The 24,190-nt window shown below is 32.8% G+C and carries 15 protein-coding genes; all 15 read right to left on the bottom strand.

Annotated features, from left to right (window positions below):
- Positions 1 to 48 precede the first annotated feature (48 nt).
- Positions 49 to 1,266, bottom strand: a complete 1,218-nt coding sequence (locus CHB67_RS16300) for a DUF2264 domain-containing protein (protein ID WP_089382872.1) — start codon at positions 1,264 to 1,266, stop codon at positions 49 to 51.
- 52 nt (positions 1,267 to 1,318) lie between these two features.
- Positions 1,319 to 1,498, bottom strand: a complete 180-nt coding sequence (locus CHB67_RS16295; RefSeq protein ID WP_089382871.1) for a hypothetical protein — start codon at positions 1,496 to 1,498, stop codon at positions 1,319 to 1,321.
- Positions 1,459 to 2,562 carry an alginate lyase family protein gene (locus CHB67_RS16290; protein ID WP_089382870.1) on the bottom strand — a complete coding sequence of 368 codons (1,104 nt, stop codon included), beginning with the start codon at positions 2,560 to 2,562 and terminating at the stop codon, positions 1,459 to 1,461. Before CHB67_RS16290 ends, CHB67_RS16295 begins: the two co-directional genes overlap by 40 nt.
- Positions 2,563 to 2,575: 13 nt before the next feature.
- A complete protein-coding gene (locus CHB67_RS16285; protein WP_089382869.1) occupies positions 2,576 to 3,688 on the bottom strand; it encodes a glycoside hydrolase family 88/105 protein in 1,113 nt (370 codons plus the stop codon).
- Between the two features lie 57 nt (positions 3,689 to 3,745).
- The gene (locus CHB67_RS16280) at positions 3,746 to 4,720 is read right to left on the bottom strand and encodes a Gfo/Idh/MocA family protein (RefSeq protein ID WP_089382868.1); all 975 of its coding nucleotides are present in this window, start codon (positions 4,718 to 4,720) and stop codon (positions 3,746 to 3,748) included.
- A 105-nt stretch (positions 4,721 to 4,825) separates the two neighbouring features.
- Positions 4,826 to 5,332, bottom strand: coding sequence for a glycoside hydrolase family 28 protein (locus tag CHB67_RS17325; RefSeq protein ID WP_217900282.1), 507 nt, complete (start codon positions 5,330 to 5,332; stop codon positions 4,826 to 4,828).
- Complete coding sequence (locus CHB67_RS17320) at positions 5,325 to 5,870, bottom strand: glycoside hydrolase family protein (protein WP_217900281.1); 546 nt, start codon at positions 5,868 to 5,870, stop codon at positions 5,325 to 5,327. Before CHB67_RS17320 ends, CHB67_RS17325 begins: the two co-directional genes overlap by 8 nt.
- A gap of 115 nt (positions 5,871 to 5,985) precedes the next feature.
- Complete coding sequence (locus CHB67_RS16270; RefSeq protein WP_089382867.1) at positions 5,986 to 8,985, bottom strand: glycoside hydrolase family 2 protein; 3,000 nt, start codon at positions 8,983 to 8,985, stop codon at positions 5,986 to 5,988.
- A gap of 166 nt (positions 8,986 to 9,151) precedes the next feature.
- A complete protein-coding gene (locus CHB67_RS16265) occupies positions 9,152 to 13,174 on the bottom strand; it encodes a glycoside hydrolase family 2 protein (RefSeq protein WP_089382866.1) in 4,023 nt (1,340 codons plus the stop codon).
- Between the two features lie 38 nt (positions 13,175 to 13,212).
- Positions 13,213 to 15,318: a polysaccharide lyase 8 family protein gene (locus CHB67_RS16260; protein ID WP_089382865.1), complete on the bottom strand. Its 2,106-nt coding sequence runs from the start codon at positions 15,316 to 15,318 to the stop codon at positions 13,213 to 13,215.
- A 151-nt stretch (positions 15,319 to 15,469) separates the two neighbouring features.
- Positions 15,470 to 18,229, bottom strand: coding sequence for an alpha-L-rhamnosidase (locus tag CHB67_RS16255; RefSeq protein WP_217900280.1), 2,760 nt, complete (start codon positions 18,227 to 18,229; stop codon positions 15,470 to 15,472).
- Positions 18,230 to 18,433: 204 nt separating this feature from the next.
- Complete coding sequence (locus tag CHB67_RS16250; RefSeq protein ID WP_089382864.1) at positions 18,434 to 21,775, bottom strand: glycosyl hydrolase; 3,342 nt, start codon at positions 21,773 to 21,775, stop codon at positions 18,434 to 18,436.
- 5 nt (positions 21,776 to 21,780) lie between these two features.
- Complete coding sequence (gene budA / locus CHB67_RS16245) at positions 21,781 to 22,581, bottom strand: acetolactate decarboxylase (protein ID WP_089382863.1); 801 nt, start codon at positions 22,579 to 22,581, stop codon at positions 21,781 to 21,783.
- A gap of 23 nt (positions 22,582 to 22,604) precedes the next feature.
- Entirely contained in the window at positions 22,605 to 23,969 is a 1,365-nt protein-coding gene (locus tag CHB67_RS16240) for a family 43 glycosylhydrolase (RefSeq protein WP_089382862.1), read from the bottom strand.
- 60 nt (positions 23,970 to 24,029) lie between these two features.
- A complete protein-coding gene (locus CHB67_RS17495) occupies positions 24,030 to 24,188 on the bottom strand; it encodes a carbohydrate-binding protein (RefSeq protein WP_394335364.1) in 159 nt (52 codons plus the stop codon).
- Positions 24,189 to 24,190: the final 2 nt, after the last annotated feature.

Genomic DNA, 24,190 nt, shown 5'->3' with positions numbered 1-24,190 from the left:
AAAAAACCATCCTGTACTGTGCTGTTAAGCATAGGGTTGTAAAGGGAGTTAATTATCTGCCCATATTTTTTTTTGACTCCAATCTTCAGCTGGATCCGCCCAAAAAGAAGATTCAGGCTTTAAACCCAATGCTAAAAATATTTCAGCACAAATATATAAACTACCTGTTGAGATATATCGTTCTGCCAATTCTGGTTGATGGCCATAAAAACCAATGGTTAACCAACCATCTTTTGTAAACATCCTTTTTGAACTCATATGTTTTTCAATAACCGCATGTAATGCAGAACGAACCTGACTCGGTTTTATCGTTTTTGGCAATTTTTGAAACAAAGCAATTTGTGACAACAGTTGAAAAGCTCCAAAGCGGTATGTTAATGAACGTCCTATTGGCGGATAAGTTCCTTCTGGTGAAATTAACTTTTCTTGAATTACTGCATATTTTTGAGCTCTCTTCAAAATCCCATCATAACCATCTATAAATTGACTGTATCTCCAATTTTGTAATGTCTCTTTTTGCTCATTTAGTACATTGTAGATATCTAATAACATTGGATGAATTACAAAACTATTGTAATAATCCCAATGAAAATTAGGGCCATCTCCATAAGTACCATCTCCTAGATACCACTCGTTATGCTTGTTTAATGCATATTGAATTCGCACCATATCAGCTTCGCCTTCGAACTTTAAAATAGCCGCCTCAACCATCGCCGTAAATAATAACCAATTATTGTAACCTGGCGATAACTTTCGGGTTAGCTTTAATGCTTTTAAAATATGTTGTTGTGTTTCCTTATCTGATCTTTCCCAAAGTTGAGTGGGTGCTCTTAATAAACCTTGCGCTAAAAAGGCTGCATCAACTAGTGGCTGACTTCCTTCACTAAAATTCATATAATCTGCAGCATTTGGATCCGTTGCATTTTTTAAACACTTTAATGTAAGTTGAATATACTTTTCGCGTAATTTCCCTTCTTTTGAATTATCTGGTCCTAATTCTAACCAAGGCGAGATACCTGAAAGTAATCTTCCAAAAGCTTCCAAATAAGCAAATCTGGTTCTATCGTTTATATGTTTTGGTGAAACCTCTACCGGCATTGTTTTTTTAAGTTCATTATTCGCTAAAGCCTCTAATACGGGATTAGAAACATTAACCAAAACATCTACAAAATAAGCTCTACTTTCTAATTGAGACTTCTTTTGAGCTTGTATTGAAAATGTAACGAGATAAAGAATACAGCTAAAAAATAAAAATTTCGTTTTCATGATTATAGTTTCTTAAGATGAATAATTTTAGATTTTATAATTAAATATATTACTAATTATTTAGTTTAAATAATGGAGGATATTGCAACTTTTGTAAATAATTTAAATGCTTATACACATGAACATTTTCATTAATTAACGGCTCACCATAAATTGTACTTGCCATACTAAATACCGGTTTCATTTCGTCGTCTATTGCTTTTTCTGGCCCCCAATTTGTTTGTAAGGCCATTTTTCGTCTCCTTGCGCATAAGGTCTTAAAAATTCAAACGCATTTTTTATGCTTTTTCCATCTGGAGAAATATAACTCCATAGGTCAACCCCAAGAGGTACTCCCATTTCAGCTAAACTAGTCATTACTTTTAAGTTCATAGAACTGTAGTGTACAGACCTCGTTCTACCAAGCTCACGAGGTTGTGCTCCATCAGGCCCAATTTGTGTATCAGTACGTTTCATTTTTGCAGCTTCCAATCTACTTTTTGCTTCATCATTTAATCCTAAATAACGAGCAATACCCACCATCTGAAAATCATAGCAAGTGGAATGATTTTGTAGACCATTATCATTTTCAAGACCAAATTTATTTGTTTTCGCCCATTGATAATAATTATAAAACCAAGTGTTTAACACCTTCATCTCATCATCATTAAAGATGTTTTTAGCATCCAATATTTGTATTGTAGTAACTACAGTTGAAATATTTTTCCATTCAATCATTCCTGCACGTCTACCTAAAAACTCCCCTGGTATTCCTTGTCCAAAATTGATATTCGGATTCACCTTTGTGTTTTCATTTATAAACCCGGTATTTATAATTGATTTGGCTTTATTCGCATATTTTATATCTTCTGAAAAATAATACGCCATTGAAAGTTTGTTCAAGCTACCAAACATTTTACCCAAACGTGTCCAATCCAAATCATCAGTCCTAACCATAGGGTTTATTTGCCCATCTTTCACAATCCAAGGCATTCCGTCTTCCGTATCAGGATTTGGCCATCTATAAACAGCAATACTCATATAATCATGTACATCTCCACTAGGAGGAATCGTTGTTTTATTGGTAACAGGATTTGGAACAATATCCAATTCTTTTGTTGCTTCAACTATCAATTCACCATAGGCTTCTGTAAAAAAAGCGTCATTCTTTGCTATTAACTCCTTCACTTTTCCCAAATGATATTCATTTAGATAAATCAGTTTATTGGTTCCTTTAATTACCTCCTGTGCCAATGTAATTTGTGATAACAACAAAAAACATATAAAACTATTTAATAAATTTTTTTCATTTTTCATGAATTTAATGGTTTTATTTCAACTTTAACACTTCACTCCCGGCTAAAATAAATGCACCAGTCCCATAGTTTTGCCAGCTCTCAGCATTTGCAGGTCTTGGATCATATCCAATGTTTTGCACCCAGCCTACCATGCCATTTTCTTGTTGACAAGATTCTAAAGCACCCCAAGCTTTTAAAACTGTAGGTTGAAATTCTTCTTTTGATAATACCCCATTATTAATTCCCCAAGCCATTGCAAACGTAAAAAATCCACTGCCGCTAGTTTCACCATGATTAAATGATTCCGGAGATAATAAACTCGTTCTCCATAAACCATCTTCACTTTGAATCTCTTTAATTTTTGTAGCCATTTCAACAAACAATGTTTCATAAAAAGCTCTATGTTTATAATCCTTCGGCATATCTTCTAAAACCAAAGCTAAGCCACCAAGTACCCAACCGTTTCCTCGAGACCAAAATATTTTTTTACCATTTCCTCCTTTTTTATCGGTTGGTTCACCTTTCCACTTAAAGCGTAAATCTCTTGCAAAAAGAGCCTCCTCCTTATCGTAAAGCATATCATACGTTTGTTTGTAATAGGTATGCATTTCATCTAAATAACTTTCATCATTTTTAAATTTCGCATACTTTGCCAATACTGGAGGCGCCATAAATAATGCATCACACCACCACCATAATATTTGCATGTCAGAACCTTCAACACCTTGTTTCCAAGGACTTGGATCAAATAAATGTTTTTGAATAAAAGTATCTGTTGGTTCTAAATCAACTAAGTTTTTACGGGTAGTATTTGTATATAAATAGGCATAAGAAATTGCAATGTCATCAGCATGATGATATCTTTCAAAAGTTTCCCATTGATTGTTGTGCCCCATTGTTTTTAGTGCAGCTAAAAACATTTGATTTTTTGTTGCTTGATGCGCTTTTACAACACCCGTGTAATAAGCTCCGTTTGTCCAATCTGTTGGGTCAACGGCGTAAATTGGATGTGCTTCTTGCCATTCTAAGGCTTTCACCATTTTATCTTCAATAGTTTCTGTTTCTTTAGTTACTGGCGTAGTGTTCGAATTACACGATGACAGACTTACAATAATTACAATTACAATCAGATTCAATTTTTTCATTTTTTTGATCCCTTTTTATTATTTATTAAAACTTAAAATATTTTGATGTTTAAAAATTTATTTACCACAAAATTTATCCATAATTTCTGTCACCATTAAACCTTCCTCAACCGAACAAGGATTGCTTTCATTCCCTAAAAAATATGCCACGGTTTTTTCAATCATTGGCTGTTGTACATGTATAGGATTTGTAAATTGATGAATTTCCTGTTTTCCATCAATAACAGTTACAACTTCTTCTCCATAAAAAGAAAATGAAATAGTACCTTTACTTCCAACTATGGTACAATTGTCCTTTTGCATTTTAACTGGAGCATTAAAATTCCAAGTTCCTTTAAACTGAACCCCATTTTCAAAATTTATGATTCCATTCACAAGATTATTTGACTCATTATTTTGAGCTACAGTAAAACCTTCAGCAATTTTTACTTCTCCAAAATAATAACACATTAAATCTATTTGATGCGGGGCAATGTCATGAAAATAACCGCCACCAGAAATGGAAGGATTTACACGCCAATTTGTGTCAGATTTAGCAATCATTTCAGTGTTTTTTGGTTGAAAAATCTGAATCTCAGCTAATGAAATAGTTCCAATACTATTTGATGCTATTAATTCTTTCACTTTCAAAAATGCAGGTAAACATCTTCTGTAATGAGCCACCGTAACTTTAGAACTGGCATTTTCAACAGCTTCACAAAGCTTTTCAGCCTCTGTTGAATTAAGTACCATTGGTTTTTCTATATACACATTTTTACCCGCTTTTAATGCATCTAAAGCATACTGCAAATGTGTTGATGGTGGCGTAGCAACGTATATTGCATTAATAGCTTCATTCTTTAAAAGTTCAACTGCATCTGTATACCAATTTACAACTTTATGCCTATTAGCAAAGTCTTTTACTTTTTCAGCATCTCTTCGCATGACAGCTGTTAATTCTGAATTTTCAGCTTTTTGAAAAGCAGGACCACTTTTAACTTCAGCAACATCTCCACAACCTATAATTCCCCATTTAATTTTTTGTTCACTCATAATTTAGAATCCTAATTATACTGTTTAAACTAATGTGTGTTCAATTTTACCAAAATAATATCTCTTGGAGTTTTACTCATTTTCACACCATTAATAACTACGCTATCAAATATAATATTCTTTCCATCTTTTAAACAAATAAGATGTTTCTGCATTTGATGATTTTGGAATTTTTATATTTTCAATAAACACATTTCGAACACCTCCTGCAATTTCACTACCTATACAAACACCATTAGTTTTTGAACTAAATAAACGATTACGAATCACAATATTTTCTGAAGGTTGCCCAACACGCCAAGCATCATTATCGCGTCCCGATTTAATGGCAATTGCATCATCACCAATTTCAAAATTACAATCCTCTATCAAAACATTGGTGCAAGATTCTGGATCCGCACCATCATTATTTGGGTTGTTACTTTTTACGGTTACATTTCTAATAATTACATTGTTGCAAAAAATTGGATGTAGTACCCAAAAAGGTGAATCTAAGACGGTGATTCCTTCTAAACGAACATTAGTACAACCAAATGGCTCAAAAAAACCCGGGCGTAATTTATGTCCTTTTCCAAAGACTCTTTTGTAAACAGGTACATTTAATTTACCCATTTCGCGCAATACTTTTTTTATCAGCTACCTGTTGATGTTTCCAAGAAGCAAAGTGCTTACTACCATTTCCATTGATAGTTCCTTTTCCTGTTATGACAATATTTGAAACATGATACGCATAAATAAGTGGTGAAAAATTATACAACTCCATTCCTTCCCATCGAGTTAAAACTGCAGGAAGATAATCGCTTTCATGACTGCTAAAATTGAAGACAGCACCTTCTTTTAATTCGGTATGAGCATTGCTTTTCAAAACTAGTAGGCCATTCATATAATAATCTCCAGCTTCTACAATAATTGTTCCTCCTCCATTTTCACTACAAGTTGTAACCGCTTTGTCAAATGCTTCTTTACAAGGTGTTTCCCCATCTCCTTTGGCTCCAAAACTATTTATATAATAAGTAGTATCTAAAAAAGATGTTACAGGATTTAACTCACTCACAATCTGAATTGCTTTATCCCAATTGTTTTGAGAATATAGTGTTGTACAAAATAAAATACTACTTAAAATGGATATAACACTTAATCTATGCTTCATTTTTTTGATGCTAAAGTTTCTGTGATTTAATTAAAAAAAGCTATAATAACTTTGCAAATAAATTTTGCGTTGTTATTATAGCTTTTTTAAACTCAAAACTTAAAATTATTTATGATTAATGTATCTTACCCATAACAGTATACATTCTAGACTCTTTTGGTATATCTCCATCACTGTTCCCTGCCATAACAATACTTTCTCCTGCTTTTACAGTTCTCTTAAAAATAGACATTGTGACATCTGCTATTTTAAGATCATCACCTGTATCTTTAAAATCTTCTACTAAAAATTCTGGTCTTGCAACACGATCATCATGCAATACATAAATATCCATATCAACACCTGCTATAAATTGTAACAGATCTCTAGCCCAATAACCCTTATCAGAATCTGGAGTTCTAATATATTCAGCTCCTCTCAAGTAATTTGGAATTACTGTATAATTCATATCTAAATCGGTATAAGCCTTTTTCCCCCAATCCATCGTGGTTCTTAACATGGATTTAGCGTCACCTGTATAACTAAATTTAGTGAACAACTTACTTTTATTCTGAGATTCGGCTTCATAAACTGGCATCTCAGGAATGTGAGCTGGTAATGGTTCTGCTTCACCTGGTACTTCAAAATACATTTGTGGCAACTCTTTTGTTAACCCATTATTAATATTTATTGGCAAAGATGTAATATCAATACTCGCAGATTTTAATCCATCTCTAGAGGCTGTAATTGTTACAGTTCCAGCTTCTAATAAAGAACGTACAGCAACTCTATTAATTCCAACTTCGGTATCTAAAAATAAATTATTTGTACTATTTGCTTTACCACTATTATAACCTCCTCGCCATATTCCTGGTCCTGAAAATGTAAAATCAACACGACCTTTATCTAACGGACATCTATTTCCATTTTCATCTACTACTTCAACATCTACCAATGCAACATCTGAACCATCTGCACGCCATCCTTCTAAACCTGTAATAGATGTAAGTTTAATAGCTACAGGCTCTCCAACAGTACTTTTTGTTTGAGAAACACACAATTTATCATCAATATATCCTTCAACTTTAATATCTCCTGCCTGCCATTCAATATCTGAAAACTTATAAACGTATCCATCATCTGGAGTTGAATCTGTCCCTAATAATTCCCCATTCACATACAACTTTACTGCAGCACAATTAGAAATCACATACATATCTTTCTTAGTTCCTTCAGCATAATTCCAGTGACCAACCACGTGAACTTGAGGCTCAGGTCTCCACATTGCTTTCAATGCATAAAAGGCTTCTTTAGGCAACCTTACCGCATCAACTTCTCCACTAGCTCTTGTAACTTCTGTAGGGCATCTTCCCCCGTGTGTTCCATCAGTAAATACCCAGTTGGCACCTCCACTGTGGAATGATTTTTTTCCCATCTTGTTCCACCAATGACTTGCTTGTTTTACGGCGAATGTTTCAGATCCATATTTATATACATTTTTATATAGATTTGGATTGTTATAAAAATTATCATCAGGTGAATATGTATCCCAAATACGTCTTGGAGCTTCATCTCTACAATACTCACTTTCAATAATTGGTAAACCTGGAAACTCGCGTTCCCAACCTTCAGTACCTACTTCAATTGTAACATAATCTTCCGATTCTGTTTTCGTGTCTGAACGTCTATTCCCCATCAACCTTTTTCCATTAGGGTCATATGTTTTGATAATATCTAATATTTCTTCGTAATGTTCAGCTGTTTCAGCCCAGTTACCACCTTCCCAAATAAAAATAGATGGGTGATTACGGTAATAAACTATCATATCTCGAAATGCAGCCATACGAATTCCCCAAGTTTCACCTTCATCTTGAGATTCTCCTGAAACTCCTGGCATTAAGGTAACAAATCCGTATTTATCGCCCATAGCAATCTCAGCTGGTGAGCCTGCACAGTGTCCCCATCTAATAAAATTTCCTCCAGCTTCATCCATAAGCATATAGGTATAATCACGTAACCAGTCAGGTAAAGCAGCTCCTAAACCAGCCCAAGCATTGGTTGGTTTTTGCCCCCAACCGTGTAGTTTAGCATGTTCTCCATTATTATGAAATCCAGTATCTTTATTAAAATCAAAACTTCGAATACCTAAAGGTGATTCATACGTATCAAGTACTGTACTGCCTTCTTTTAAAACAGAAACTACTTTATACATATAAGGGTGACGTGTATACCAAAGATTTGGATTTGAAACAATAGCAGTTGTTGAAAATGTAAATTTTTCTTCAGCATTAAGTATTTTAACATCTTTAGATGTATTTACAATAACTCCATCATTATCAACTATATTTGCCTCAAAAGTTATTTTTTTTGAAGTTTTATTCTCATTTTGAACTTCTGCAGTAATAGTTATATCTGCACTTTTTTCACTAATATTTTCAGCAAATACATACATACCAACAGTTTTTAAATTATCATACAATGGTAATGTAATATGCACTGGATCCATAGTATGCAAAAAAACATTTCTATATATCCCTCCGTGAGTTGGGTGCCAATGTTCATGATTCCAAACAAGTGGATCATTGTCTCTAAAATTATCACTATTACGATCGTTATTTACTTTAACTGCAATTATATTTTCTTCTGAACCAAATTTAAGATAAGGTGTTAAATCAAATCCAAAAGGGATGAAACCCGTTTGATTTTGACCTAAAAAATGACCATTCACATAAACATCTGCTATTTGACGTACAGATTCAAACTCGATATATACTTTTTTTCCTGAGTCTACAATAGGCAATTTAAAATGTTTTCTATACCAAACAGTACCTCTCCATTGGTTTTTCTCTCCTTTATGACCTCCAATACTTAAATCATCAAACGTATCTACATCATTAAATGTATGTGGTGCACTTACAGTACTCCAAGAAGCATCATCAAACGCTACTTCTTGCGCATTTTCTGGATTTTCTTGAATGAATTTCCATTCTGGGTTAAAATTATACTTTGTTCTATTTCCTTCAGGAATAGACGTCACATTTTGCTTCTCACTTTCACAAGAAACAGAAAAAAAACTTACAAAAACAATCAAGAAAAATAATCTTTCAATTTTTGGTAAAAACGTTTTTTGCATCATATATTTATTTATTGTATTTACGATAAAATTACAACCTCTTTTTCAGCAAACTATTCTGTACCATCCTGTAAAGAATCACACATAAACCTTAACTCAAATTAAAAAAGCATATAAAAGACTAATTTAAAACGAATTACACCAAAATAACAACGAAAATTTGTCTTATTTAATTCTCAATTGTTATTTGCACCCAATTCTCTTTCTTTTCTGAATCAGCTTTAAGTGGCAATTGAATTTTAGAAGTCTTATTATCTAAACTAAATAGTGCTTTTCCTTTTTTTGAAGTTGATTTGAAATTAAGCAAACTCCAAGGAATTTTCACTTCAAAAGTTTCACCAACTAAATGATCCAATGTTTTTATTTTTCCACTTGCGTGCATAAAATTGAATTGTAGTTCTGTTGCATCTGTCATTTCTTTTGAGTTTAACTTCCCCGTTTTCACCTCAACTTTTTCTGAAACATTCCCATTCACCCAAACACTTGTTACGTCATCTGACATTTCAAGCGTTATTACATCTTCATTTAATTTAAATTGTTGCTTATAATTTTTATTTCCAGGATATTGTTCTGGTCCAAAAAACTTTTGTTCCATAAAAACAACGCCTGCAATATGCAATGCTTCTGAATTTGACATCATATAGTTGATGGCTGATAAATTTAAATCGAATGCCTGAGGACCTTCAATTGTGTTTTCAGAAGTTAGGTAAATTGGTTGCGCATGTATAAATTGTGTTACAAATCGGTCTTCCATATCTTCTAACCATTCCTCTAAATTTCCATCAACGGTAATTGGAACTGTTTTTTTAATCAAAATTTCTGACTGCATTTGCTCTTCAACAAACGGAATTGAAACACCACAATTAGTTAATATTAAACTTAAAAATTCTTGTTGATCGGCTATTGGCTGTGCATCTAATTGAATTGTTGATACGATAATTTTATCGTTTTTATAAGGTATTTCAACCATTACAGGAAAAGAATCTTCGACTCTCCAAAAAGTAGAATTAGAAATAAATCCTTGTAATAGCACTTCTGAATTTGTTGGTATTTCTGTAAAGTAACTGTGCACTAATGATTTTTTTGAAGACATAAAATTTGCTGATGAAACTCCATTTAAAATACCTTTATCAGCTATTTTGGTAGCTAACAAACCTTGCTCTTGAACTTCACTTGTTCTTACACCTTCAAAACTATCCGCAACTTTTGGTGATAATACCAATACGTTTCCTCCTTTTGCTTTCCAAGCATTAATAGTCACCATTTTAGCGCCTTCAAAAGCAAGCATCCAATCACCGTTTGCTGCATTTGCATTTTGAAACACATTTTCATGAACTCCTACTAATTTAGCAATATCAGCCGCAGTTGTAGTTCCTTCAATTTGTACTTTCCCTCCTAATTTTTGAGCCTGTCTATTCGATAAGTAATTTATGGTATTTACCAATAAAGCGTTGGCTTGTGGATTTTCAATATTTTCTATGATATTTAGTTGACAAGCAACTAAAAATCCTTTTCCATAAAACACCTCTGCAAGACTGATATTTTCTCTTCGGGTACCACCTGCCAATGTTCTCCAATTTCCTTGTTCGTAATTACTATTACTTGAAGGGCGCACAAAAACATCATCAGCTACACGACCATCAAAAGTATTCCAACCTTCTAAAATAGTTGTATTTAGTCCTTTAAAAATTGGATGTGACAACGCATAAATCGGTGCTTCTGTAGAATAAAACAAATCCTTATTCAATCCTTCCCAACCCATTTTTGCGTAATTATGCAAATTAGCTTGATTGGCTGAACCAAACTGAAATTTCATAGGAAACCACGTAGGTGCTTGATCTTGTTTTAAACTTAAAATTGCACCTCCATTAGCTAAATAATTCTCAATTTCAGTTTTAATAGTCGTTAACTCTCTATTGTTTGCATGTTCAGGAAATACCCAAACCACATTATCTTCAACTGTTGGAATAGCTTTCGAAGAAAAAGCATCGAAACCTGCTTCTTTAAAGATACCAACCAATGTTTCATTTTTATATACCTGAATCCGTTTGGTTTGTGCCAACAATGGTTTTTCAAAAGGTTTTATTAAAAGCGTATCCGTTGAAATTTGCTTTGAATCTTGAACTACGGAAGCAATTAAAAACGAATCTTCTTTAGAATCTTCAAGTGTTAAAGCAATACGTTTTTTATCTCCTGGGGCTAACAAAATTTCTTCTGAAAAATTTTCCCCTAACCATTTCCATTGAACAGAAAACGTATCTTCAATCTCACTATCATTACATACTACTAATTCTTTTTTTAGTGATTTTCCCTTTTCAACATAGGTTGACCTTGGCCATAAAAAAGTAGTTACGGGTTGTAATGCGTGGTGAATTTTTTGAAGAACAACTTCCGGTTGCGTATATTTTTTCGTGTTATTTGAAAATGATATTTCTTGTCCGCCTTCAATGGGTGTTTTTGAAAGAGATAGTAACGATATTCTAAACGGCATCATTCCTGCTACTCCAAAATTCCGCATTTCTAATAGCTTTTCTTCATACAACTTGGCTTCTTGTATGTTTCTATCTAACACTGATTTTATTTCGACAGAATTGGATAAACGCTGTTCAGATCTTCCTCCAACCCAAAATTCGCCCATAATTAAAGGGCGTATATCTTTTTCTTTCCAATCATTCATTATACGCGTATAGTGCTCTTGCATATGTAAAGACACCATTTCTTGCGAATCACTAAACCAACCTGCTCCTGAATAATTTATTGGTCTGGTTGTATCAAATTTGTTGATATAATCTGGAAGCTTTTTTATCCATTTGTAAGTTTCAAAGTTAAAACGAAGCATTTCATTTTCAACATCCCAAATAACTACGGAAGGATTGTTTCGATCTCTTTTTACCCATTCTTCAAACTCTTTTTCTAGGTTTTTAGCAAACCAATCGCCTCCTTTGTTATAAAATGGTTTATTTACCGACCAAATTGCAGATTGGTCAATCAATAAAATTCCGGCTTCATCAGCTCCATACATAATTTCATTAGGTGGCATTGTTGCGTGAATTCTACAGGCGTTTATACCATATATTTTTTTCTGCATTAAAAACAGTTCTCTATGGTAATTTACATCGTGGTTATTATCTCTATAATGAGATTCTCCTCTTAAAACAGTAGGTTTTCCATTCAACATAAATTGTTTTCCTTCTACCCAAAATTCTCTAAACCCAAATCGTGTATCTACAACATCAATTGTATTTCCTTGCTTTAAGGTTGCTCGTAACACATATAAATTTGGATGATCTGGACTCCATAAATTTGGATTCCCCCAGTTTACTTTATACGGTTGTTTACTATTACTCTCTTTTTTTAATTGAACAATTGGCAGCTCTAAATCTACTCTTTCACCTGTTGACCAAATAAAAACTTCAAATTTCACTTTTGAATCCAGTGTTGTTTCAGAAGCTATTTCATAATCAATTTCTAATGTTTTATTTCGAGTTGAAGTTTTAACAAAAATGTTTTCTAAATGCGTACTTTCTAATTCTTCAATACGTATGTTATCATGAATACCTCCAGGTAATTTTCTGGAACTATTTGGATTGTAACTTCCCATTCTTGAAACACCAACCTGATTGTAAATTTTTCCATTATCAAGCGTAGCACTTTTATCGCGCACAAAAATGGCAATGGTATTATCTCCTTTTTTCAGTTCATTAGTAATATCAAATTCAAATGGTGTAAATCCTCCAAAATGATGTCCAATACGTTTTCCGTTTATGTATACTTCGCTAAATAATTCAACCCTGTTCAATTTTAAAACATATCGTTTCTTTTTATTTTTTGAAATGCTGTAATTTGAAATAAACCAGCCAGAAACATAATCTCTATTTCTTTCAAAAGAATATGGTATAGTTACCTCTTTCTTTTTTGTAGAAACCACTCCGTTTTCAACAGGATAAAACACCCAAGAATTATCTAATAACGCAATACTTCTAGCCTTTTTATGCGTATTTTCAAAACCTTGTGCTGTTTTTAAATTGAATTGTAAGGGTGTTGCATTTATATTATTCCCTACTGAAAGCAACCAAGAAACAGCTACATTTCCTCTTATTTTTTGTATATATTCTGGGCTTGGCTGTGCATACATAATTGCAGCACAAAAAAAGAAAAGCAGTTGTAAATACAACTTTTTAACTATTGTCATTATTTGCTGTTTTATTGATATTCCTTATGAAACTAACTTTACTTTTTCAAAAAAAGCACTTCAGTACTCCCTTTATAATCACCTTCAGGTAACTTTACCGTTACAGATTGATTTTTATAAGTTGCACCGAATTTTAAATTGATTTTTTCTAGTTTATGAGATGGATCACTTATGGAAATATGTAAACCGTCCTTTTCCTGTTCAACTAAAATAACACAAGCCTTGTCAACTTCAATCCCACCAAACAATTTAGTTTCCCCTGCCTTATAAAAAACAATTCCACCCAATAATCCGTCACTAGAAATAACCGATTGTTGGTTAACACTATTTATAATTTTAAAAGGTGTGTTTTTTGTTAACTCCATCATTTTATCCTCATTTGCATTTGGCACCAAAATATATTCATACGATTGGTTTTTAGGATTTTCACCGTGATCAAACCACAATCTTAAAATACTTTCAGTCAAAATTACAGGACGATAACGTTTAGCAACACTATTCCAACTACCTGCTAAAAATTTAGATTCTAATTTTACGCTTCCTTTATTTGAGAAAAAATATCCAGTACCGTCATGAAGAATCCAATCGGGTGTTGCACCCTGATTCTTTTCTAATTGACCGCTAATTTTATTGTTTTGACTAACCTTTAAATCATTTTTTAAAAATACCTGATTAATAGTCGTAGCAACTGGAAATTTAGTTTCTGCATTAATTCCACTTCCAAGGCATACTATTTTATCGCCAAACATAAACCACGATTTATGGGCTTTTACCCCATCTCGTTCGTAATTCATTGCCGAAATTCCATTTTCATTATTGCTAACTCCACCAACAAATTCACTTTGGGTTTTAAAATCCCAAGCTTTTATAATTGGCAAAGGCTCATCATCTTGAATAATGGTAGCTCCTGGCAGTTTTTTAAAGTCCCAAAATGGAAAAATATTCTTGTACTCATCGCCGTTAGTATATAATAAAGAAACGCCATCACCCAAATAATAACCTTGTATATTTTCTTCGTTTACAGATTCTGTTCCAATCACACGTTTTGAACTCATTTTTACTGAAAAATAAAAATTCGGGCTTCTATGAATTTGAAAATCTGATTCCCAGAAATGTTTATTTCCTGAAATAATTTTAGAATCCATTGCATCTTTATATTCTTGCGCATGCGCTTCATCTAGCATTTCCATTTTTTCAAAACATGCTTTCAACTGAAGGTATTTATTGGTTTGTTCATCCTTAAAAAGATGTCTTCCAAGCGTGTTCACATCCATTTTTCCATTCCACAACACCCATTGCTGCCCTTTCAAAATATAATTACGTAAAACGTCAATTTTAGTATCATCAAACTTATAAGGTGTGGCATCTAATATTGAATACCATTTTATCATATCTTCTAAATAGGATAAGCCGTAATTTCCAAATTGCATTTGAGCGCCATGTTCGTGATAAGACCAATCAGGTTTAATTCCAACACCTTTCGCTATTTTTAATTCGCCCTGTAATGCTTTGCTTGCAATAGCAACTGAATCGGCATTTCTTATTAATAATGAACGTAACATTACATTTGCTGAAAGCCACACTTTATTTTGACCTGTCATTTTAATATTTGCTCTATTAAGCAACACCATGGCCTTTTTTAACTGCTCTTTGCTCAATTCATTTTCCATTAAAAAAAGCGTTGGCAATAACAATTCAGGAACTCCAATGTGTTGATCCCACCAGTTGGTACTTAAAAAATCATTATCTAACCAATAATTTAACGACGTATGAATTTTTTCAGAAACAATGTTACTATGATATTGTTTTGAACCTTCCGTTTGGTAAGCGATTGCTAAAAATTGAACATGCTCCAAATGCAATTTTACAGGCCATCTTCCCCTTCTTTTATTTGCATAATCAATACTTTTCCACGATCCATCTTCATTTAACCCCTCTAATAAATCTTCAATAGCACTATTTTCAATTGGCGTACTCGTATAATGAGTCATTAAATTATCATGAAACTGACTTAAATTGTCGGGATAGGTAACCTCCTTTTTAGAGTCACATCCTATTGTAAAAATAACAAGTAAGAAAGAGAGCATAGCACCCCATTTAACAGTTTGCTTGTGCTTTTTTATTGAGGTATTAATTTTCATCATAAAATGGAGTTAACGAATAAATGATCGTGATTTATAATTTGGTTTAAAATGATAAAGCTGTATTAAAAAATTCAAACACATCATTCTGAAATTATTTCAGGTTGAAGAAAATCAAAATTTCGAATACAGCTTATCTTATAATTTTGTGCTTTTAATTTTGGAAAGGATATGAAAACTCATAAGTTCCAGAACCTAATTCTAATTCTACATTTTCACCAACTTGTTGCATATGATTAGTAAGGTCTGTTTTAATAGTTTTTCCATTCAACAAAATAGCAGCTACTTTTGCTTTTGGTAAAGTGAGTGTTCCTGTTGTATTTGTTGGAATTATAACTTCATAAATAAATGTGTCATTCTCTATTTTCCAAGCAGATTTTATGTTTCCGTATAATGATTGAAAATCGGCTGTTGCATTTGTTAAACCTCCTCCAGGATGTGGATTGAAGATGATATGCTTATAACCAGGGTTTTTAGGATCAATATTTAATCCAGCTATATAATTATACATCCATTCACCAATTGCTCCGTACGAATAATGATTAAAACTATTCATACCATCTATAATTGTACCATCAGGTTTTTGAGTATCCCAACGTTCCCAAATAGTAGTAGCACCTTGTGTTACAGGATATAACCAAGATGGATATTCTTTTCTGTTCAGTAACATAAATGCTAAATCTTCTCTACCAATAGCAGATAATGTGCTACACAATAAAGGTGTACCCAAAAAACCCGTTGTTAAATGTTTAAACCTTTGAATATCTTGAATAAAATAGTTCTGCGCTTTTTCAATCAATTCCTCAGGAATCAAATCAAAAGTAAGCGCTAAGGCATAAGCTGTTTGTGTATGTGAAACCAACCTTCCGTTTGGTGTTACAAACTCTTGAATAAAGGCCGCTTTATACTTTTTCGCTTGCTCTTTATATTTCTCAACATCTTCAGTTTCACCAATAATAGTTGCTATTTTACTTAAAAGTCCCGTAGAGTAATAAGCGTATGCAGTAGCAATCAAATCTTTTTCAGTTACAGATCCGTTATAGTCAGGCTTGTTCGCATTTGGAGCCAACCAATCTCCCCAATGCCAATGATTAGGATCGTTCCAAAGATAATCATCACCCGCTTTTACAGCCATAAAATCTACCCAACCTTTCATACTGGAATATTGTTCTTTCAAAATACGTTCATCACCATAAGATTGGTAAACCGTCCAAGGAATGATAACAGCAGCATCAGCCCAACCTGCAGCACCTCCTTTAGAGGCAACGCCTCCTCCATTCGTTAAAATATCTGGAACTACATTGGTTACTCTCCCACTCTCAAACTGATCTGCCGCTAAATCTTTTAGCCACTTTGTATAAAATGCCGCAACATTAAAGTTATAGGCTGCTGTCATACTAAAAACTTGAGCATCTCCAGTCCATCCTGCACGTTCATCTCTTTGTGGACAATCTGTAGGAATATCTAAAAAATTATCTTTTTGTCCCCATTGTATATTACTTTGCAATTGATTTATCAAAGGATTTGAAGTTGTAAAATTTCCTGTTGGCGCAATATCCGAGTGAATAACGACACCCGTTATAGCATCTAAATCTAAAGTTCCAGGATACCCTTCTACTTGTATAAATCTAAAACCATGAGAAGTAAAACGTGGTTCAAATATTTCTTCTCCTTCTCCTTTTAAGGTATAGATATCTGTTGCATCAGCAAGTCGTAAATTTTTTGTGAAAAAGTTACCTTCTTTATCTAAAACCTCTGCAAATTTTAAAGTTACTTGGTCTCCTCTTTTCCCTGTCACTTTCATACGTGCCCAACCAACCATATTCTGACCTAAATCTAATACTATTTCACCCTTTGGTGTAGTAATCAATTTTATCGGTTTAATTTCTTCTATTGCTTTAACTGGAGGTCCTTGTGGCGCCACTAAAATATCTTTTGGATGCTCTAGAATTTGAACATTCGACCATTTTTGATCATCAAAACCATTAGTTGCCCATCCATCCATTTCTAAACGAGCATCATATTTTTCACCATTATACATATCAGATTCTAAAATTGGTCCATAAGACGCTTTCCAATCTGAATTACTCACAATAGTTTCCTTGCTTCCATCAACATATTCAACGTGCATTTGAACAAAAAGAGCCAATTGTTTACCGTAATAAGCATAGTCTCCCAGCCATCCAATATTTCCTCTATACCATCCATCACCAACTATAGCTCCAACAGTATTATTCTCTTTCTGAAGCATATTCGTTACATCATAAGTTTGGTACTGTAGCCTTTTATTATATGAAGTAAAACCTGGAGTAAACAAATCATCTCCCACTTTTTCACCATTTAAATACAATTCATAAACACCCAAAGAAGTCACATAAACCTTGGCAGATTTAACGGTTTTTTCAGTTTTAAATTCATTTCTGTAAAATTGAGAAGGATGTGATTTTTTTTCCTTTGTAACATCATCCATAGCAATATAAGATGCTACCCATAAAGAATCATCTAAAATTCCCATTTCCCAAAAGGCAGGTTTGCTCCAAGAACTAACTTTGTTTTTAGTGTCCCAAACTCGAACTTGCCAATAAGCACGTTCCATTGATTTTAATTTTGGTCCTTCATATTCAACATTTACCGATTTATCTGAGTTGACTTTACCCGAACTCCAAATTAAATTACTTTCTGATTTCAAATCTGCTTCAGAACTTGCAACTCTAATTTCATAAGCTTTTTGTGATACATTTGTTGCTTCAGAAAGTAATTGCCAACTAAAACGTGGTTTTTCTACTTCAATTCCAACAGGGTTGGTGTGATATTCACAAACAAGTTGTACTACTTTTGGTTTTTGAACTGCAAAAGATAATTGAATGCAAAAAAGCATTAAAACTACACTTAAACTTATTTTTAGTAATCTCATAAAATTGTAAAATTATTTCTTCTTTAAAGTGAAATTAAGGCATTCCTAATTCTTTTTAAAAATAAAATTTCTATTAAAAAAATGTATCCTGTACTATACTGTTTTAATTAGTATAAATTAACAAGCCTTTTTGGCTAAAAAATAAACAATATAAAAACTGACTAAAACAATAACAATTTAAAGCTTTCATACATAGAAAACACATTAATCAATTTGTTTTTTTAAAAGCATCATCCTTTCATTTTTTATTTGAACTGGTCCTAATAAACCCGCAGACAATAACCTACTGTTTTTATTGTAAAATTGAGCTGTTGTAAAAGTGGTTCGTTTACTTTTTGGCATTGTTTCATTATTGATATACCAATCTGGCATTGAAATAGCTGTTTTATCATAACCATCCGTTGCTGAAAACCGTTCATCTCCAATTAAGTGGTTTGTCCACTGATTTGTGACTTTAATTTCCAACGTATTTTCACCCTGTTTTAATTCTTTTGTTATATCAATTATGAAAGGAGCTATCCATAAAACTCCTAAATTTTTTCCATTCAAAATTACCTCAGCAGCAATGCTTACTTTACCTAAATCAAGAATATACCGTTCTGTTTTCCCTGTCTTTTTAGTATCAAAATTGAAGGTTTTACGATAAATGGCTGTACCAGAATAATACTTGATATTTTCATTAAAATGGTCTTTCCAATCTGTCAATTCATCAAATGGAAGCGTTGCTTCAAAATCATTGTCTTTTAAGAACTCAACTTCCCATGAGCCATTGATATTATATGGTTGTGCCATATCTTTTAGATCAAGTTCCATTTTTTCACCCGATTTAAAAGTTACCAGATATGCTCCATTTTCTTTTGCTACTAATTCTAATTGATTCTTTTCATTCAACAAAAACTCAGTATTTTTATCTTTAGGACCATTTTCAAGGCTTACATAATTTATTTCTTTTGAAGACTCCCTAAAAACTACAAAAACGGATTCCTCTCCTTCCAAATTAATCCAAGCTTTTGTTTTACCATTTTTGTGAGTAAACTGTCCTAATTTTTTAGTTTCACCAGTTACAGGGTTCCATAATTCAGGGATTTTACCATCTATGTTAAAAACACACTCAAACGTACTGACGCTTTTGTCTCTATTGTAAAAGAAATAAATATCCGTATCTACATCTTTGCGATGCGTATAAATCATATCATTTCTTTCAATAAAATCTAAGTCGATTGTAATATTATTTTCAGCAAATATGTGCGACCAATTAAAATTAACATAAGTTTTTGGTTGACTTTTCACTTCTGAAACTAACTTTTCAAAAGTGGATTTCAATGTCTCTGAAACTAAATACCCTGATGGCTCTATAGATTCTAAACCAACAATAGGAACACCTGCAAGTGCTATTTCATGAATTTTCTCTATCACTTTTAATGATAGTTTTTCGCAATTTTTTAACACTAATATTTTATACGTAGCACCATTTTTCAAAACCAGTTGATTCTCTTTTATGGTAATACCATTAATTAATACATCGGAATTCACATTGTCAAAATTAGTTTCGTTAGGAATATTTGGTTCAAAATCATCTCTATAAAAAGGCGCATTTGGTGAGCCTTCTCCAATAAAAATCAATAAATCTGAAACGGGCACTCCTTGCCGTAACATATAAGAGCCTCTTGCCATATATTTAAACCAAGCCTCGCCTGCATTGAACCACCAAGTATTGGTTCTATCAAAATGAAAACCCCATTTATCTAGCGTCATACCAGGTTTTACGTGTGTATTTGACTGATGTGCAAAACGATGTAACATAAACTGATTAATACCTTGAACCCAAGCAGAATCTCCAATGGTTTTTGCCATTCCAGGATGTGCTTTCCAATTGTTTTTAGGTATGGATGTAAACGCTTCAGCAGACACTACATTTTTTCCAAAAATACGACTTCCAGAAACAGCAGCTCCAATCATTTTCACTTTACGATCTGGCCAAAATTCACCCATATTAATATCTGCCATTTTTGCAACATCCAACTCATTTATCAAGCCATCTCCATAAGGTTCAAAATAGGTTTTTAGCCCGTCTTGGTGACACAATTCACTAAAATATCCATAATAATTCTCCGTTGTTAAATCGCAAGTTACTTCTCTAAAATCTCCTAAAACAGCATTAGAAACGTTGGCACTTTCAACAAATCTACCTGTAAATAGTGGCAAGAATTTCACCAAATCATATCCTTTTTTAGCTGTAAAAATAGAGTCGAGATTATCTGTCCAGTTTTGCATCGCCATTTCGTAACTATCAATCTCAATGTATTGCATAGACTTTACGCCTTTTAGGTTTTGAACAGCTTTAGTAATGAAAGCATCATAATGAGATTTTATCGCTTCTTTACTGAATTTATCACATTCCAAGCCACGACCTTCAACAGAAGAAGGCGCATTTTCCAACCCGTTAGTCGTATAACCAAAACGCATAATGGTATAATCTCCTTTAGGTAATGTTGTTTTTAAACGCCCCTTAGTATCCATATAATTAGATAAATTAATAATTGACTTAGGATCGATTATCATTTCATCTTTAGGGTTTCCAATATTAGAAAGCTTATCATCGTCAATTCTGTTCAACCCAATTCGTGGCATTAGATTACCAATAGTATATGTAGCCATCAAATCCACTTCTCTAATCATAGTAACTCTAGAGAGATTTATTCTAAAATATCTAGCAGTTACTGGTTCAAAGTGATCAAAAAAATCTAAACGATGATGGACCGTTTTATGTTTAAAAAGGTCTTTTACTAAAGTAAAATTCACACCATCATCTGAAGTTAATAATTCAGCACTTCCCCATCGATCTTTCACTTCCATAAAAAATGATTGAATTGTATAGGGCTTTCCAAAATCAAACTGTACCCATGGGTTTTCTCCCTTAATTTCAGATTCTGTTAAAGAATTATTATCTGTAATAAGGTTCGCTTTAAAATTTGGATCTGAAGACGTAATTATCGGTTTATTGTTGAAATCTTCTTTTTCCGAAGCCAACGAAGGATAAGCTAAAACAGCAACATCTTTATAAAAGTCTCTTCGCGTAAACGGTTGCTCTAATTGCAACTCTAAAGATGCTCCGCCTTTCACTATGGTTTCACTATAAACCAACATTTTCATACTATTTTCAGGTGTAATCCAAGGCCCACCACTAGACGACCAACCATCGCAATTATGAAAACCAAAGGTCAGTCCCAATCGCTCACATTCTTCAGCCGCATGTTTTATCATTTTATGATGTTCAAGAGAATTATAAACCACTTTACCCGCAGGAATATTTGCAGAAACATTAAATAGTAAAACACCTCCAAGACCTACTTCTTCAATAGCTTCCAAATCTTTAGTTAGTCCCTCTTTTGACATATTTCCACTCATTGCATGCATCCATGTTTTTGGTTTTGCATCAATAGGTGGATTTTTAAAATTAGCTTCTAAATCCTGTGGAGAAGATTGTTTGGTACAACTTAAAAAAGCAAATAGCAATAATGTTAATTGTAAAAACTTGATTATCATCTTGGTTATTTTTTATTATACTGAAAGCTTTTCTCTAAATTAACGGCTTCATATTCATTCGTTTCAGGCAAATCAAACTGATATTTACTTATTTTTTTATAGCCTCCTGTTAAATCAGATGCGTTGGTAAATTCCATCACATGTCCAGCAGATTTTTTATCATCAGACACAAAATGAAGATGATACCCAGTTACATTTATTTTACCAATAAACTCTGGACAGTAAAAACCAACCATAGTTCCTGTAATATTTTCTTTATCAAAAACAGGTCTATTAGGTATCAAAACATCTAAACCTTCAGTATAAGGTTTTTCTTGCTTTGGTACACCTCCAAGTTTCAATTTTTGGAACGTACCATGAATCTTAAACGCATAAAAGAAATTTTTAGATCCTGTTTGTAGGTTTAATTCCTTTCTAAGGTCTTCATAATTATATGTATCTTCAAATTTAAAAGCTACATCTTCTTTATAAAAAGCGGCATTGGCATAGGCTATTTTAGTAGTATCATTCACCACAATTACACTTCCATCTCCTAACGCTTCATATAAAATACCGTCTAACATCACCAATTCACCTTCTAATGCATTGTAAGATCCTAAGCCTATAGTACCTCTTTCTTTTAATTCAGAAGCTTTTAGTGTACCGTCATAAATTTTATTTACGAAGGCTTCCCAAATGGAATAATGATAAAATACATCTTGATCAATTTTAGCTATTGGTTCGCTTTCCGCTAGTGTTTTAGGTTCATTCTTTAAACAGCTAATTATTGAACTTGAAAGTAGAATAAGGTAAAATACTTTTTTCATATTTTTGAATTTAAAGGGTTTAATTATTTTTGAATTTTAATTGATTCTGAAAAGGAAACATCTCCAAATTTAAACCAATCGAGATGTAGTATATCTTCTGTTTTACCTTTAAATACAAGACAAATATCTGACACGTCAGCTACATTACTCAAGTCACAACTCACCTCTTGGTATGAGTTCCAATCACCTGTTTTTGGAATTTTACAAGCTCCCAACAATTTTCCGTTAACATCTTTTTCTCGAACTTCTATTTTACCACCTTTAAGAGAAGAGACATAAAAGGTCATCAATTTTTTATTTACAAGATTTTTAATATTTGGATAAGATAACGTTGCATTGTTTTGTATCTGCTGTATCTCAAAACCTCCGTTAGCTGATTCTTTCTTTTCAATCTTATTAGCTTTCATATACCACTCAGCCTCAACCACATCCCAATCGGCATCATATCTTCCAATTCCTGTAGAAAAATGTTTTTTCAAGAAATTAGTGTCATCAACCATTTCTCCATTGTCTTTGTAATGTAAATAGGTCATATATGATTCTCTAAATCTAATTTTCGGGTCTGAAATAAAATTACACCACGTATGAAACCATTGATTGTTCCAAGTAAAATAATTACCGTGTGCACGCCCTGTTAAACCATAACTATCATCTCCTGAATTTCCAACATAATTATAAGGACCATAAATATTATTTGAAACAGCATATACAGAACCAGCTGATAAGTAGTATTTTCCTTTATATTTATGAAGGTTTGGCTTGTCATTAAAAAAACCACCTTCTTTATTAAAAACTACAATTTTAGGGGTTTCCTTCAAAGAAATCATATCTTCTCCTAGTTCTGAAATATAGTATCTCAATCCTTTATCTTTTGAATCAAGATGTCCAAAAATCATATAAGCTTTGCCGTTATCTTCCACTAAAACCGTTGGATCATATTCACTTCCTGGCGTCAACGTTTTTTCTAATAAAGGTTTCCCTAAAGCATCCTTGTAAGGGCCTTCAGGCTGATTCGCTACCATCACACCAGTATCATCATTTCCATTTGAAAAATAGAAATAATATTTACCGTTTTTAGCAGCCGTTTCAGTTGCCCAACATCGCTTTGAACCTTTCCCCATATACGTTTCAGATGGATCTATTTTAAGTTCGTAAGTCCAATTAACTAAATCGTTAGATGACCAAATATGCCAGTCGGGCATTATAAAGTGATTTGCATTACGATCTTCATCTCTAGTGGAAAAAAGATATGCTTTATCATTAAAAATATACATATGTGGATCTGCCATTCCAAAGTCCTTAACAATTGGATTTTGCGCTTTAACAATAGTCGTAATACTTAAAAGCGTAAAGAGTAAAAAGGTTCCTATTTTTTTTGATTTATTCATGTTTATGCTATTCTTATTTTATGAATCAACAATTGATTGATTTAAAGCTAATTTTTGAAATTATTTATTAAACTTCCACCAGTTAAAATGGTATAATTTTTCACCTTCACTAGCAAATTTTAAATATAAATCGTGTTTCCCTTCTATTTTTTGAACATCGCAAATAATTGTTTCCCAAGTTTCATAATTTCCAGTGGAAGGAATTGAACAAGTACCTATTA

Origin of the sequence: Lutibacter agarilyticus, from assembly GCF_900188235.1 — a bacterium.
Taxonomy (GTDB): Bacteria; Bacteroidota; Bacteroidia; order Flavobacteriales; family Flavobacteriaceae; genus Lutibacter; species Lutibacter agarilyticus.
The sequence above is the reverse complement of the archived record's forward strand: the minus strand, read 5'-3'. Positions and strand labels throughout refer to the sequence as shown.

Bases quoted from the DNA above. Each gene is read 5' to 3' on its own strand.
- CHB67_RS16250 (WP_089382864.1), bottom strand. From the start codon at position 21,775: ATGATAATCAAGTTTTTACAATTAACATTATTGCTATTTGCTTTTTTA.
- CHB67_RS16270 (WP_089382867.1), bottom strand. From the start codon at position 8,985: ATGATGCAAAAAACGTTTTTACCAAAAATTGAAAGATTATTTTTCTTG.
- CHB67_RS17325 (WP_217900282.1), bottom strand. From the start codon at position 5,332: ATGGGTAAATTAAATGTACCTGTTTACAAAAGAGTCTTTGGAAAAGGA.
- CHB67_RS17320 (WP_217900281.1), bottom strand. From the start codon at position 5,870: ATGAAGCATAGATTAAGTGTTATATCCATTTTAAGTAGTATTTTATTT.
- budA (WP_089382863.1), bottom strand. From the start codon at position 22,581: ATGAAAAAAGTATTTTACCTTATTCTACTTTCAAGTTCAATAATTAGC.
- CHB67_RS16260 (WP_089382865.1), bottom strand. From the start codon at position 15,318: ATGATGAAAATTAATACCTCAATAAAAAAGCACAAGCAAACTGTTAAA.
- CHB67_RS16295 (WP_089382871.1), bottom strand. From the start codon at position 1,498: ATGGCCTTACAAACAAATTGGGGGCCAGAAAAAGCAATAGACGACGAA.
- CHB67_RS16300 (WP_089382872.1), bottom strand. From the start codon at position 1,266: ATGAAAACGAAATTTTTATTTTTTAGCTGTATTCTTTATCTCGTTACA.
- CHB67_RS16240 (WP_089382862.1), bottom strand. From the start codon at position 23,969: ATGAATAAATCAAAAAAAATAGGAACCTTTTTACTCTTTACGCTTTTA.
- CHB67_RS16255 (WP_217900280.1), bottom strand. From the start codon at position 18,229: ATGAGATTACTAAAAATAAGTTTAAGTGTAGTTTTAATGCTTTTTTGC.
- CHB67_RS16290 (WP_089382870.1), bottom strand. From the start codon at position 2,562: ATGAAAAATGAAAAAAATTTATTAAATAGTTTTATATGTTTTTTGTTG.
- CHB67_RS16285 (WP_089382869.1), bottom strand. From the start codon at position 3,688: ATGAAAAAATTGAATCTGATTGTAATTGTAATTATTGTAAGTCTGTCA.
- CHB67_RS16280 (WP_089382868.1), bottom strand. From the start codon at position 4,720: ATGAGTGAACAAAAAATTAAATGGGGAATTATAGGTTGTGGAGATGTT.
- CHB67_RS16265 (WP_089382866.1), bottom strand. From the start codon at position 13,174: ATGACAATAGTTAAAAAGTTGTATTTACAACTGCTTTTCTTTTTTTGT.